Here is a 13,970-nt window from a genome sequence, read left to right as displayed (position 1 = left end):
TTCGAGTTGCAAGAAGGCGGCAAGCTGAGCTATCCCAAGGAGCATACACCAGTATGTGACTTGGGTGGCGAAGCGCGGCCAACACACTTGCAGCTTGTTGTACTCCTTGCTTTAGTGCGCCTTGCCTCGCTGCAATCACCTTAAAGCATAATTTTTAACTTACTCGAATTACTCTAAATAATTCGAGTTGCAAGAAGGCGGCAAGCTGAGCTATCCCAAGGAGCATACACCAGTATGTGACTTGGGTGGCGAAGCGCGGCCAACACACTTGCAGCTTGAAGTATGACGAGTAATTAGTTAAATATCTGCTAATTAGCACACACTTCACTAGATTAATTGTTATTTAAAACTGTTTCATCCATTTTCCACGAAGCTTGTGATAATTAAGCTGCAACCATTGAATGGCGATTACTGTCGCCGCATTATCAATAACCCCGTCTTCCACCCACTGATAAGCTTGTTCTCGGCTTACCACATGCACTTGAATATCTTCATTTTCTGATGCTAGCCCATGGACACCTTTTGCTTGGCGGCTATCTACTTCGCCAATAAATACATGCATACGCTCAGTTGTACCGCCTGGGCTAGAAAGGTAGCTTAGCGCTTTTTCGGCGCGGCCAATCACTAACCCTGCCTCTTCCATGGCTTCTCGACGAATAACATCTTCGGGTGATTCGTTTTCCTCAATCATCCCTGCGACAGCCTCAAGTAACCAAGGTGTTGCGCTGGTTTCTATGGCAGGGAAACGAATTTGTTCAATTAAAACGATATTATCCGTTTGTGGATCATAAGGTAAAACAACCCCTGCATGGCCACGCTCAAATACTTCGCGACGGATTTCATTGCTCCACGTGCCTGCAAAAAGACGATGACGAAATCGGTACTCAATCATTTGAAAAAAACCATTAAATAATTTACGCTTGGATATAATTTCGACATCATTTTTGCCATATTTAATTGGCTGTTTTATTTTATTTGTCATTGCATTTCCCAAAACTATTAATTTCCATATTAAGGAAATAATTGTGGATTAAAACTGTTTTTAAGGCTTTTTAACCTCAGATGAGGTAATGTTTAATGAAATTAAGACAAAATGGCACAAAAGGCTACCGTTAACACAAGTGATACTCTGTTACAATGTGCGCCATTATTCAAATCGAAGAGCAACAATAGGGTCTGTTTTATTGGCTCTCTAAAACGCATAATTTGATACCTACAACTCATTTAGGCATGGTACGTTTTAGACCGCAGACTCAACTTAATTTGCTGTTTAATCAAGGAATCAAAATGAAGAAACTGCTTCCCCTTTTTATTGCGATGAGTTTTGTGGGTCTCAGTACCAATAGCTACGCAGAAGATTTACTGCAGGTTTACAAAAAATCTAAAGAAAGTAACCCCGAATTAAGAAAATCATTAGCTGAACGTAACCAAGCTTTTGAAAAAATTAATGAATCTCGTAGCCCATTACTACCACAATTAGGGTTAGATGCTGGTGCTAGCTACGGAAGCGGTTACCGCGATGCGCGAAATACTGAAAGTACGGGCTTAAATGCGACGTTAAAATTAACGCAAGTCGTCTTTGATATGTCGATATGGCGTCAATTGTCGATTCAAGAAAAAACAGCGGGTATTTCCGATGTGACGTATCAAACCAGCCAGCAACAACTGATCTTAGATACCGCAACCGCCTATTTTAATGTGTTGAAAGCGATTGACGCATTATCATACATCGAAGCAAATAAAGAAGCTGTTTACCGTCAATTAGATCAAGTAACACAACGTTTTAATGTTGGGTTAGTGGCGATTACGGATGTACAAAACGCTCGTGCAAACTACGACAGCGTGATTGCACAAGAAGTTGCAGGCCGTAACGACTTAGAAAATGCGATTGAAAAACTGCGTCAAGTCAGCGGCGTATATTATAGCCAACTTGCTTCTTTGAATATTGATCGCTTTAAAACCACTGAATTAGGCGATATCAACGCGATTTTAAAAGAAGCAGAAGAACGTAACCTTAATCTGCTAAGTGCACGTTTAGCACAAGATGTTTCGCGTGAAAATATTCGCTTAGCAGAAACTGGTCATATGCCTACAGTTGGTCTGAGCGCATCAACCAGTGTGACAAATAACTACCAACATGGTAGTGGCTATAGCGACCCATACACAGGTCTTTCTGGTGCACGTAATAGTTATAACGGGCAAAACAGCGTTGGCTTAACCTTGAGTATCCCACTGTATAAAGGTGGTGCGACTAGTTCACAAGTTGAACAAGCGCAATATGGTTTCCAAGGTGCGAGTGAACAACTCGAAACAGTATACCGTAACGTCGTTCAATTAGTTCGCTCATCATTTAACAACGTATCTTCATCAATCAGTAGCATCAATGCATATAAACAAGTCGTTGTTTCTGCACAAAGCTCATTAGATGCGATGGAAGCTGGGTATCAAGTTGGTACACGTACTATCGTTGATGTATTAACAGCCACCACGGCCCTATACCAAGCAAAACAGAATCTATCTAATGCACGCTATGATTATATGATTAACCAACTCAACATTGAATTTGCTCGTGGTACTTTAAATGAAGATGATATTGCGCGTCTAAATGCAAATTTAGGCAAAGAAATATCAACTGCGCCAAGTAGTATCATCCGTAATACCAATGCGCCAGCTATTAACTAAATTTTTGGTTGGTGCTTAAGTGGTACAATGACCCGCTATTTTAGCGGGTTATTTTTTTCTGCAAAAGGCCATATATTTCCGGTACTAATCTGTTAAATTGCCCGTTTTAGCCAGCTTAGGTGATTTATAACTACTTTTAAATTACCTTAATTAGAAATTTCAGCCTATTCTCACTAGGGTTATTGCACAATAGCACAAAAAACAAACAGTAATTAATGTACTGATATTTAATGAAATTAGCTAATTATTACTGTAACTGTGTATATTCAATCCTCAAAAAATAGAGGGGAAGCGACAAAAATGATAAAATCAGCTTATTTCCCCTGTATTTCTGCTTTAATTTTCAGCGGTTATCCCCTATCCTAGAGGTAACCTAAATAACATCTTACTTAATTATATTCAGGGTAATTACCATGACCATGAAGCGTACCAAAAATATTAATCAAAGCGCATTCCGTAAGTCTTGGCGCTCATATCGTATGGCACCAGTTGCCGTTGCCGTCAGTGCGGTATTTATGCTTTCAGCTTGTGAAGAAAGTGATGAAACCGTATCACTGTATACCAATGCACAGGATTGCAGCCAAGCTAATCCATCACAAGCAGAACAATGTACTCTTGCTTACAACAATGCCCTACAAGAAGCAGCCAAAACAGCGCCAAAATATGAAACCCAAGCTGATTGTATTGCTGAGTTTGGTGAGTCAATGTGTACCCAAGCTCCTGCTCAAGCAGGTATAGCAGGGACGGGTTCTACTAATGGTGAACAAACCGCACAAGCACAAAGCAGCGGTGGCAGCATGTGGATGCCATTAATGATGGGTTACATGATGGGCCGTATGATGGGTGGTAGCGCGGCTTCCCAACCATTGTTTAGTTCAAAAAACCCAGCTAGCCCAGCTAACGGTAAGTTTGTTGATGCCACAGGTAAAAGTTACGGCCCAGCCGTTGCTGGTGGTCGTTCAATGAGCGTACCTAAAACGGCCATGGCACCTAAGCCACCAACAACATCAACCGTCACACGCGGTGGTTTTGGTGATACAGTGAATAAACAAGCAATGGCACAACGTTCATCTTCTTCTGCGAAATCAACTTCATCTTCCCGTTCAATGGGTGGTTGATAAGTAATGAAACGAGTTCCTATTGTCGAACGCCCGAATTGGCGTGAAAAAGCCTCTGAGTTTGGTTTCGAATTCCATACTATGTATGGTGAACCTTACTGGTCAGAAGATGCCTACTATCAATTCACAATGGCACAAATTGAAGAAATCGAAGATGCAACGGCAGAGTTGCATCAAATGTGCTTAAAAGTTGTCGAACGCGTAGTAGAAAGTGATGAATTAATGGCTCGCTTTCAAATTCCCAAACATTGTTGGGAGTTTGTTCGTAGCTCTTGGAAAAGTGAACAACCGTCCTTGTACTCAAGGTTAGACCTTGCTTACGATGGGGTTAACCCACCAAAGCTACTTGAAAATAACGCAGATACGCCAACGTCATTATATGAATCTGCATTTTTCCAATGGATTTGGCTTGAAGATCAAATCGAAGCTGGCAAGTTACCAGAAAATGCAGATCAATTTAATAGTATTCAAGAACAGTTGATCGAGCGTTTTACTCAACTTAAAGATCAATACGGTTTCCGTCTACTGCATATGTCTTGCTGTCGTGATACCGAAGAAGACAGAGGTACTGTTCAGTATCTTCAAGACTGTGCTAACGAAGCTGGCGTAGCCACTGAATTCTTATATATTGATGAAATTGGCCTAGGTGAAAAAGGTGAGTTTTCGGATACTCAAGATCAGGTTATTAGTAATCTGTTCAAATTATATCCGTGGGAATTTATGCTAAGAGAAATTTTCTCAACCAAACTACAGGATGCAGGTGTTCGTTGGTTAGAGCCTGCATGGAAAAGCATTATTTCCAACAAAGCCTTACTCCCAATGTTATGGGAAATGTTCCCTGATCACCCTAATTTACTACCGGCTTATTTTGCCGATGGTAAAACACAACCTGAACTCGATAAATACGTTATTAAACCGCTTTTTTCTCGTGAAGGAGCCAATATTCGTATCATCGAAAATGGCAAAGAAATTGCTGCTGCTGATGGCCCATATGGTGAAGAAGGTATGATTATTCAGCAGTTCCACCCTCTTCCACAATTTGAAGGTAGCTATACCTTAGTGGGCAGTTGGCTAGTGAATGACCAACCTGCGGGGATCTGCATCCGTGAAGATAAAGAACTGATCACTCAAGATCTATCGCGTTTTTACCCACATACGATCATCGATTAGTTATCATCAATCACTAAAACGCAAAAAGCTCAAACTTTCTAATATAGTTTGAGCTTTTTTATTATGCGAAGATATAACAACAAGTTAACCAATTTGAATTGACATCATACTCAATGATCCAGAAACAATCCCTTCTATAGGTATACTAATTTTTTCTTTTCCATCCCATGTTCCCAGTATTGGCAAAATAGGTAAATAATGTTCTGGCGAGGGATTAGATAGCTTACCGTCCTCCCGCTCTAAACCATTTGTTAATGGATGTGGCAGCTCACGGCTTTGTAGGTTGTCATAGACAAACTGCTCGAAAGAAATAGCCCATGGATACGGCTCTGCTTGTGCATTCTGCCAATTCATTGCTCGTAAGTTATGGACAATATTACCGCTTCCCATAATTAGTACCCCATGCTCCCTTAAAACAGACAGTTTTCTGCCTAATTCATGGTGCCAAGCCATAGGTTTAGTTGCATCGATACTCAATTGAACCACAGGAATATCTGCTTTTGGATACATACGCACTAAGATTTCCCATGTCCCGTGATCCAGTCCCCACTCTTGGGTATCAAGGTAAACAGGTTCAGGGGATAATAAGTCAGCAACCTGCTGCGCCAATTCAGGTGAACCCAGAGCAGGATATTCAACCTGATAGAGCTCTTCAGGAAAACCGCCAAAATCATGAATCGTTTTAGGTTTTAACATCGAAGTAATTGCTGTCCCTCGTGTATACCAATGCGCTGAAATCACCAATATCGCAGTGGGCCGCGGTAAAGTTTTACCAAGATGTTCCCATTTTTGAGTATAAGGGTTGTCTTCAATCGCATTCATTGGACTGCCATGACCAATAAAAATAGCAGGGAGTTTAGTTTGTACGACAGACGTATTTACCGACATGATGATTTGACTCCACCTCAATTAGTTTCTTATTACAGCATACGCCGTTTAGTAAAAAACACAGTGGGCTAATTATGAGGATGATCATCAAAAAATTTGAAAAGGCCATCAAGGTGTGCAACTCAATGGCCTCAATATGATTCTATATGCTTAACAGACTACTTATTACCTAAATAACCAATATCGCTATTTAGGTGATATTCGAAATTTACCTACTCCTCGAAATATGATGAGGATTAGCTAGCTTTCTTTTTTTGCTCTTGCTGCAAACGGTACTGAACTAAATCTTCAATCGTCACAACGGTTAAACCATGCTGCCTACCAAAGACGACAACATCTGGTGTACGTGCCATAGAACCATCGTCATTAGTTAACTCACACAGAACACCTGCGGGTTTGAAACCAGCCATAGTGGCTAAGTCAATAGATGCTTCTGTATGACCACGGCGAGTTAATACGCCGCCTTCTCGACCGCGTAATGGGAATACATGGCCTGGATGATTTAAGTCTGAAGGTACTGCTTTATCTGCAATTGCTGCGCGGATAGTTGTGATACGGTCTGCGGCAGAAACCCCAGTGGTAACCCCTTTGGCAGCTTCAATTGTTACAGTAAAACCGGTTTGATTTTGGCTTGTGTTATTTTCCACCATCATTGGCAGCTCAAGCTGCTTGCGACGTTCTTCAGTGATACAAAGGCAAACAATCCCACTGCTATAGCGAATGGTAAATGCCATTTGTTCTGTTGTCATAGTTTCTGCGGCAAACACTAAGTCCCCTTCATTCTCACGATCTTCATCGTCAAGAACAAGGACACCTTTACCTTGGCGCAGAGCCTCGATAGCGTTTTCAACACGTTCGATAGGATTACCGAATTCGGAAAGTAGCGTATGATCCATGGTAAAAAACCTCTTAAATAGTTATTAACTAGTTACCAGAATCAAGGCAGTCTTAGGAGTACGAGAAATGATGAATAAACAAATAGCCAAGATGGCTATCAACTCATTCAGGTATGCAGAACAATATTGTGCAACACCGCACAAATATGCAGATACAGTTAATTCTCTCCCATCCGGACTATAACCGTCGGCTCCAGATTCACACTGGATCTGCTGACCTTTACCACAAAATGATAAAGCGCTCGCGGGCTTCATGCGCGTTGCATGTTACCGCCGGTGGGGACTTACACCCCGCCCTGAGATAAACGCAATTAATATAACGCCAATAATTCAAGTGCGCAACGATGAAGATCAAAATTGGCGAACAACTCACACTTTTAGTCAAAAAACATGAATAAAAACTTAGCGTTATAAAGGTTAATTTCACTGCTCTATTTATTTTTCCATTCTCTGTGACTAAAAGAGAAAAGGGCATTATCACTTGGGAGTAGAGATTGTTTGTGTTTAGAGTCGCAGAAAGTGACCAACGCAGTGATAGCTCTCAGTATGGCGTGGAAAAAGGTTTATTACCGCGACAAGAGGCATTACACTACTAATAATTATTTTTTGATTAATTAAGGACCCGCGAATGCTCGATCCGAAAAAACTGGAACAGGTGGCACGCCAAATCCAAGGTGCATTACCACAAGGCGTACGTGATCTAGGCGAAGACTTTGATAAAAAGCTGCGTTCTCTTTTACAGTCACAGCTCGGTAAACTGGATTTAGTCAGCCGAGAAGAATTTGATATTCAAACTCAAGTTTTATTACGCACCCGTGAAAAATTAGCCAAAATGGAACAGCGCGTCAGCGCATTAGAAGCCCATTTTAGCGAAGACAAAAACGAATAATCATTAAAAAACAAAAAAACCTCACTGGGTTTCAAACACCCAAGTGAGGTTTATCACTCGTAAATAATCAATTAGCTGGTTTTCATAATATTTTTAATGATATTGGTTGTTGAGATACCATCTTCAAAATTAAGCACTTTAACTTCACCTCCCGCAGCCCACACCTCAGCACTGCCCGCAATATCTTCTGGTTGATAATCACCACCCTTGACTAAGATATCCGGCAATACCTCTGCAATTAAGCGTTGTGGTGTATCTTCTTCGAAGGGAACCACCCAATCAACGGCGCCTAATGCTCCAAGTACTGCCATGCGTTGCTCTAATGGGTTTACAGGCCGAGTCTCTCCTTTTAAACGACGAGTAGATGCATCGCTATTTACTGCAACAATCAATCTATCACCTAATTTACGTGCATTTGCTAAATAAGATACATGCCCCGCATGCAAAATATCAAAGCAGCCATTGGTCATAACAACCCGTTCACCACGCTGCCTTGCGTTAGCAACTGCTTGTTTTAATTCGCTTTCGGTCATTACGCCAAAACCAGTATCCGCACGACCACGGATAGCATTTTCCAATTCAATTGGTGAAACGGTTGAAGTCCCTAATTTCCCGACTACAACACCTGCCGCAGCATTAGCGAGTGCGCACGCTTCATGTAACGGACGACCAGAAGCAATTGAAGCAGCTAATACCCCAATCACTGTGTCACCCGCCCCCGTGACATCAAACACTTCTTGCGCTTGGGTTGGTAAATGCAATGGGGCTTCATCACGACGAATTAAGCTCATCCCTTGCTCTGAACGAGTGATTAATAAAGCCGTTAGATCCAGAGATTGAAGCAACTTCATACCTTTTTCTTCAACATCTTGATTGTTCTTACAAGGCCCTACGATGGCCTCAAATTCTGACATATTTGGTGTCAGTAACGTGGCACCTCGATAACGCTCAAAGTTATTTCCTTTTGGGTCAATCAAGACAGGCACGCCTGCTTTATTTGCTAAAGCAATCATCTTTTCGACATGGGTTAAAGCCCCTTTTGCGTAGTCTGATAACACAAGCGCCCCAATATGCGGTAGCGCCTGTTCAATACGCTCTAACATCGGCTGAGCATCAACATTGTCAAAACCTTCTTCGAAATCAAGGCGGATCAATTGCTGATTACGCGATAATACACGCAATTTGGTGATCGTCGGATGCGTTGGGATCGCAACAAAATCACAACGTACTTGCACTGCATTTAAATTTTCAGTGAGTGCTTTCGCAGCATCATCAATACCCGTCAAACCAACAAGACGGGAATTTGCGCCTAATGACGCAATATTCATAGCAACGTTAGCTGCACCACCAGGGCGCTCTTCTACCATGGTCACTTTAACTACAGGAACAGGGGCTTCAGGTGAAATTCGGTTTGCAGGACCATGCCAATAACGGTCTAACATCACATCACCCACTACTAGCACACCGGCTTGTTTATAATCCGGAAGAGTTACTTTCATCCTGCACTCCAGTTTTCAAAAAGTCTGATAATAATTTGCAACAATACTAGCATATTGCGCTGTTTAGCTAAATAAAATGCCGTAAACTGCTGTCAGTGTTTACTCACCTAACCATTTTTGCCAACTGACTAAAACTTGCTGGCGTTCTTCAGCAAACTGGCTGATGTTGACTCGGCTTGGCAATGACTGCAAGGCTAAATGGTGTAATTCATTACGCATTGTGACATAGGCATAAGTTAACGCCGCCGCTTCATCTTCTGACATAATGTTATATTGGGTCATTAGTTCGAAAATACGGACGTTATCCGACCAACGCGTCAATGCTGCATTTTGCGAAGCAAACCGTAAGACTAAATACTGAGCAATAAACTCAATATCGGTGATCCCTCCAGGGTCCGCTTTTAAATCAAATTCATCGTCTTGGTGGCTACCTAAGTGTTGGTGCATTTTCAATCGCATATCACGTACTTGCTGTTGCAAGACTTGTGGTTCCCTAAGCATACAAAGAGTTTCATGGCGAGTTAACGCAAATTGTTGCTGTAAATTAGCATCACCAAATACCATTCTAGCGCGTATTAATGCTTGATGTTCCCACGTCCAAGCATCATTTTTTTGGTAATCATCAAAAGATTGGATTGTGCTTACCAACATCCCCGACTCACCAGACGGCCTTAAGCGCGCATCAACTTCATATAAAACACCTGAAGCGGTTCTAGTACTAAATAGGTGAATAATGCATTGGGCAACACGTAAATAAAACTGCCGTGCATCAATGGAACGATCACCATTTGTGACCACATTTAATGGGCAGTCAAATAAGAAAACCAAGTCTAAGTCAGAGCTATAGCCTAATTCCCATCCCCCTAACTTCCCATAACCTAACACAGCAAAACCATATTGTTTTTTATCTTGCTGCGCTAAATGCGCAGGTTCGCCATAGCGCCTTACCATCTTTTGCCAAGCTTGATGAACAACCGCATCAATAATCGCTTCAGCTAAGTAAGTTAAGTGATCACTCACTTTCATGACTGGCAATACACCTGAAATATCTTCGGCTGCGATACGTAATAACTGTGCTTGCTTAAATTGGCGTAGCGCTTCGAGTTGCTGTTCCTCATCTTCTTCAGGAATTCGCATTAAATATTGGCGCAATTCATCACGATAAGCGGTTAATGGTAGGGGTTGATATAAAGATTGTGGGTCAAGTAGTTCATCCAGTAATAATGGGTGACGAGCAAGTTGTTCTGCTATCATCGGCGATGCTGCGCATAAGCGAATGACATGCGTCAAAACTTCATCAAATTCAAGCATTAGTTCAAGGTAAGTAGTACGGCTGACAATACTTAATAGTAATGGTGTCATCCGTTCGATCACCTGACCTGCATCGTCACGCTCACCAACTTTAGCTAATAATTTAGGCATTAAATCATCAAGCACATCACGCCCTCGAGGGCCAATGGTGCGCTTGTTAAGATCATGACGAAACATTAAAATGCCATGGATTATTTTTTGCGCGACATCTTCATTTTTAGATGGCAAATATGTCGCTAACTCTTCTTTCGATAACTCGCTTTGCCAAAGTGTAATATAAATCTCATTGAAGGTATCTGAACCTTCATCTTCATCGTCCTGACCGATTTGCTCGGCAAATATGAGATGGACGGCGGCCATTTTTTGGCTCAACACATGATAAAATGTTTGCCAATCGCTGTAACCCATTCCCCATGATAAACGCGCTTGGTTTAAATCATCATCAGGAAGTGTTTGAGTTTGTTGGTCATCAATACTTTGCAGTAAATTTTCGACTCTACGCAAAAAAAGGTAGCTATCTTGCAGAGTATCGACTTGATCGTCGGTTAATAGTGCTAATTCGCGTATACCTTGCAAAGTCGTAAATAAGGATTGCGACTGCAAAACAGGCTCTCGCCCTCCGCGAATAAGCTGAAAAACTTGTGAGATAAATTCAACTTCACGTATCCCCCCTGCACCTAATTTGATGTTATTCACCAACCCGCGACGCCGAACTTCCCGTTCAATCATATTTTTCATATTACGCAGCGATTGGATCACACTAAAATCAATATAGCGGCGATAGACAAAAGGACGCAAAAGCTTACGTAAACTTTGAGCATAATGAAGGCTGTCTGCCCCCATAATCCGTGCTTTGACCATCGCATAGCGTTCCCAATCTCGCCCTTGTTCTTGATAATAATCTTCAAGGGCTGAGAAACTGAAAACTAACGGGCCACTCTCACCAAATGGCCGCAAACGCATATCAACCCGATACACAAAACCCTGTGCGGTGACTTGGTCAAGTACCCGAATTAATTTTTGCCCTAAACGCGTAAAAAACTGTGCATTGTCTAGCTCTTTTCGGCCACCTTGGGTTACACCGTTTTCAGGATACGCAAAAATCAGGTCAATATCAGATGAAAAATTAAGTTCCCCGCCACCTAATTTACCCATGCCTAGCACTAATAATGGCTGCGGCTTTCCTTCAAGGTTACAAGGCGTTCCCCAAGATTGGCTATATTCCCGATACAGCCAATCCCTAGCAGCAACAACCAGTGTTTCTGCTAATACACTTAATTGATAAATTGTCTCTTTTTGGGTGCTTATCTCTAATATTTGCATCCATGCGCAACGCACTAACATATGATGACGAAATGTGCGTAACACCTGCATCAAATGCTCTTCCTCCGTGACGGGCAACATTTCTTGCGCTAACCATGTTGCGTAACTTTTCCATTCATCGGCTTTCGGAGGTTGAGAACGAATTTCAAGTAAAAAGCGCGAATGCGCTAAAACCTGCTGAAATACAAAATCACTGAACGTAAGCACTTGGGTTTCTTGCTCATTTAAGGGCAGTAACTCATGAGCTTGTTCGGCTATTTGACTTAAAACACGTTCACTTTGGGCTCGCAGCAAATTAGGAAAAGAGAGCATTTTATCAATACCTTATTGAGCTTCTTGATAAGTTAAAGCACTTAGCCATTGAATAAAGGCTAATTTGCACTTTAACCATTGGCTACTATAGCAAAAATCCTCAGCACTGATGGCTTCATTCGCAATATCTAAACGCAACTGTTCTAACGGCGTATCGTGCACAAAGTGAGGCGCAGAATTTTGATAATGAACTAAAAAGGCTTGCACAAAACGCAAAAACTCAGAAAAACCCTGCCGAGCATCACTTTCACCAGCTAACCAATATGCTTCGTGTTGCTGGCAAAGTAACTGCATATGAGTCAATGATTTTTCAATAGGTTGTTCTTCGTAATCAAATATGGCATCCGGCCGTGTTAATGGTGTAGTAGTCGGGTTAATCAATGAGTAACCTCGGGCTGCTTTGCTGACAGATGAGAGGTGAAGGCCATCAATATCGGCAATTTTTTTGGCTAGATTGAGTACGTCTGCGATAAAGCCTTTTTTAAGTTCCAATTCAAACTCTTGAATGGGTAGATCTTTTGCTCCGGCAGAAATCTCACCTTGGTCTAAAACAACCTCAATTTCACTATCTTCAAACGTGACAAGCCACTTTTCACGGGTAAAATTAGTACTAAAAAGTATACTAAGTTCAGATTGTAGCTGAGCGACATCCGTCCCTTCCGGCCAAATTTCCGTTGGAAATGCCGCTAAGTTAAGCTCTGGCGAATCAATATCAACATTAAATTCAGGGCGTTGATGTAGCCCACCAATTGCCTGCCCCGCTGTTTTAATCGTCATTTCGTAGCGACCATCACAACCGCGGATGCGTAACCCCATATCCCATTGACGCAATTGTCTTTTTTCTGTATCAAAATAGATATTGGTTAACTTAGTTGGCTCACTGTATTGGTGGGAAAGTGTAGAAATACACTGGCGAACAGCCTCGATTGCACACCCTTTTGCGGCTAATTTGAGTTCAACCTCTACGTGGCTCATACATATCCTTAATTGATTATTTCACTGCCATCATATTACCCCAATCAAGCCAAGCAGAGAAAAGAAACTATCTATAAATCAAAAATTCTACCTATTACATTTCTTTCAGAGAGTTATATTGTAAATGAGATAAAAAGAAGTGTAATTTAGACAGTTAGGATAGTTCTCATTATCCTTTAGAGCATGAATACATCGATGTTTAGAGTTTGCACCTACACACTTTACTTATTAGTATTCAATGAATATAAAATTCACTCACCACAAAAGACTGTAAATACCATGCGAAAAATTCCATTATTATTAATTTCACTCATGGGGCTAGGCCTTTCCTTAAATGCACACGCAGCAGAAAAACGTTATGTATCAGATGACCTATCAACTTACGTTCATAGTGGCCCTGGTACAAATTACCGCATTGTTGGCACACTTAATGCGGGAGAAACGGTTGAGCTGATCTCCACAGATAATAAATTTGCGCAAATCAAAGATCAAAAAGGCAGAACTGTTTGGCTACCTGTAGACCAATTAAGTAATACCCCAAGCATGAAAACGCGTATTCCTGAATTAGAGGCTGAAAATCAAAAACTACGTCAACAATTAGATAGCATTGACAATACATGGAATACCCGTACCGCAGAAATGCAACAAAAAGTGGCGGATAACGACAATATCGTTAACCAGCTAAAAGCTGAAAATGAAAAACTAAAAAATGAATTAATTAAATCAGGTAAAAAACTGGAAATAGCAGAGGTCAACTTGGATGATCGCCGCCGTGAGTTGATTTTACAATGGTTTATGTATGGTGGAGGCGTTGCTGGAGCGGGGTTAGTTTTTGGTTTAATTTTACCTCACATCATCCCTCGTCGTAAAAAACGTAATAATGGTTGGATGTAACAAAGGTCATTAA

The 13,970-nt window shown here is 41.4% G+C and carries 11 protein-coding genes and 1 riboswitch; of the genes, 5 read left to right on the top strand and 6 right to left on the bottom strand.

From position 1 onward, the window contains the following. Positions 1-343: 343 nt before the first annotated feature. Positions 344-982 (bottom strand): ADP-ribose diphosphatase, encoded by a 639-nt coding sequence (gene nudF / locus ACPEH5_RS10890; RefSeq protein ID WP_042846028.1) that lies wholly within the window; start codon positions 980-982, stop codon positions 344-346. 305 nt (positions 983-1,287) lie between these two features. On the opposite strand from nudF, the gene tolC reads away from it, so the two are divergent. The 3 genes from tolC (at position 1,288) to ACPEH5_RS10875 (ending at position 4,970) form a co-directional block, all read left to right on the top strand. Beyond that, entirely contained in the window at positions 1,288-2,682 is a 1,395-nt protein-coding gene (gene tolC / locus ACPEH5_RS10885; RefSeq protein WP_042846029.1) for an outer membrane channel protein TolC, read from the top strand. Positions 2,683-3,095: 413 nt separating this feature from the next. Beyond that, complete coding sequence (locus ACPEH5_RS10880) at positions 3,096-3,800, top strand: DUF1190 family protein (protein WP_042846030.1); 705 nt, start codon at positions 3,096-3,098, stop codon at positions 3,798-3,800. Positions 3,801-3,806: 6 nt separating this feature from the next. Further along, positions 3,807-4,970, top strand: a complete 1,164-nt coding sequence (locus ACPEH5_RS10875) for a glutathionylspermidine synthase family protein (protein WP_042846031.1) — start codon at positions 3,807-3,809, stop codon at positions 4,968-4,970. A gap of 84 nt (positions 4,971-5,054) precedes the next feature. Here ACPEH5_RS10875 and ygiD read toward each other — a convergent pair whose 3' ends face one another. Beyond that, positions 5,055-5,858, bottom strand: a complete 804-nt coding sequence (gene ygiD, locus ACPEH5_RS10870; protein WP_129466398.1) for a 4,5-DOPA dioxygenase extradiol — start codon at positions 5,856-5,858, stop codon at positions 5,055-5,057. A gap of 236 nt (positions 5,859-6,094) precedes the next feature. After that, positions 6,095-6,754, bottom strand: coding sequence for a 3,4-dihydroxy-2-butanone-4-phosphate synthase (gene ribB, locus ACPEH5_RS10865; protein WP_042846043.1), 660 nt, complete (start codon positions 6,752-6,754; stop codon positions 6,095-6,097). A gap of 157 nt (positions 6,755-6,911) precedes the next feature. Next, a riboswitch (FMN riboswitch) is annotated at positions 6,912-7,062 on the bottom strand. Between the two features lie 320 nt (positions 7,063-7,382). Between ribB and ubiK the strand changes: the two genes are divergently transcribed. Next, a complete protein-coding gene (gene ubiK, locus ACPEH5_RS10860) occupies positions 7,383-7,643 on the top strand; it encodes a ubiquinone biosynthesis accessory factor UbiK (protein ID WP_042846045.1) in 261 nt (86 codons plus the stop codon). Positions 7,644-7,714: 71 nt separating this feature from the next. On the opposite strand, the gene hldE is transcribed toward ubiK, so the two are convergent. The 3 genes from hldE to ACPEH5_RS10845 all read right to left on the bottom strand — a co-directional run bounded on the left by hldE (position 7,715) and on the right by ACPEH5_RS10845 (position 13,063). Beyond that, positions 7,715-9,142, bottom strand: coding sequence for a bifunctional D-glycero-beta-D-manno-heptose-7-phosphate kinase/D-glycero-beta-D-manno-heptose 1-phosphate adenylyltransferase HldE (hldE, locus tag ACPEH5_RS10855; RefSeq protein WP_042846046.1), 1,428 nt, complete (start codon positions 9,140-9,142; stop codon positions 7,715-7,717). Positions 9,143-9,241: 99 nt separating this feature from the next. Next, positions 9,242-12,088 carry a bifunctional [glutamate--ammonia ligase]-adenylyl-L-tyrosine phosphorylase/[glutamate--ammonia-ligase] adenylyltransferase gene (glnE, locus tag ACPEH5_RS10850; RefSeq protein WP_281110777.1) on the bottom strand — a complete coding sequence of 949 codons (2,847 nt, stop codon included), beginning with the start codon at positions 12,086-12,088 and terminating at the stop codon, positions 9,242-9,244. Between the two features lie 12 nt (positions 12,089-12,100). Beyond that, complete coding sequence (locus ACPEH5_RS10845) at positions 12,101-13,063, bottom strand: inorganic triphosphatase (RefSeq protein ID WP_042846049.1); 963 nt, start codon at positions 13,061-13,063, stop codon at positions 12,101-12,103. A gap of 279 nt (positions 13,064-13,342) precedes the next feature. Here ACPEH5_RS10845 and ACPEH5_RS10840 point away from each other — a divergent pair, with 279 nt between their 5' ends. Further along, positions 13,343-13,957 (top strand): TIGR04211 family SH3 domain-containing protein, encoded by a 615-nt coding sequence (locus ACPEH5_RS10840; protein WP_042846399.1) that lies wholly within the window; start codon positions 13,343-13,345, stop codon positions 13,955-13,957. The last annotated feature ends 13 nt before the right edge of the window (positions 13,958-13,970 follow it).

The organism is Providencia sp. NPDC089933, assembly GCF_049545585.1.
GTDB lineage: Bacteria > Pseudomonadota > Gammaproteobacteria > Enterobacterales > Enterobacteriaceae > Providencia > Providencia huashanensis.
The sequence above is the reverse complement of the archived record's forward strand: the minus strand, read 5'-3'. Positions and strand labels throughout refer to the sequence as shown.